The sequence below is a fragment of the Enterobacter sp. 50793107 genome, assembly GCF_001463365.1.
GTDB lineage: Bacteria > Pseudomonadota > Gammaproteobacteria > Enterobacterales > Enterobacteriaceae > Enterobacter > Enterobacter cloacae.
The window spans coordinates 1-360 of record NZ_LNII01000006.1; the positions used below are offsets into that span (position 1 = coordinate 1).

Below are 360 nucleotides of genomic sequence, written 5' to 3' on the forward strand. Positions count from 1 at the left end.
CGGGGACAACCTCACTCATAAGCGGCAGTGAGCGACCATTACAGACCAGGCTTGCCCGCAGAAGATACCAGTTCCTGTCATGCCAGCCTGTCCAGTCGACAGCAATCACACAGAAGGGCATCAGGGAGGTGATGGTATGTGTGAGCAGGTGCTGAATACGGGGAATATCCCGGTGAAGGGCGGTATTACCCAGGGCACGGTCAACACGTTTAATTTTATTTTTGACGTGCGCTCTGCCGGGAAGAGTGCGACCAAGGCTGGTCAGGGTCAGATCCGCACCGTGCGTGAGGGCAACGGCCATGGAAACAAGGACATTAATCCGGAAGCTGTGAACGTCCGGTAAAGACGCGGAGAAAAATT

General features: G+C 54.7%; 1 pseudogene. It reads right to left on the bottom strand.

Going from position 1 to position 360, the window contains the following annotated elements:
* A pseudogene (locus APU11_RS28635) lies at positions 1–360 on the bottom strand (IS4 family transposase); the annotation flags it as partial.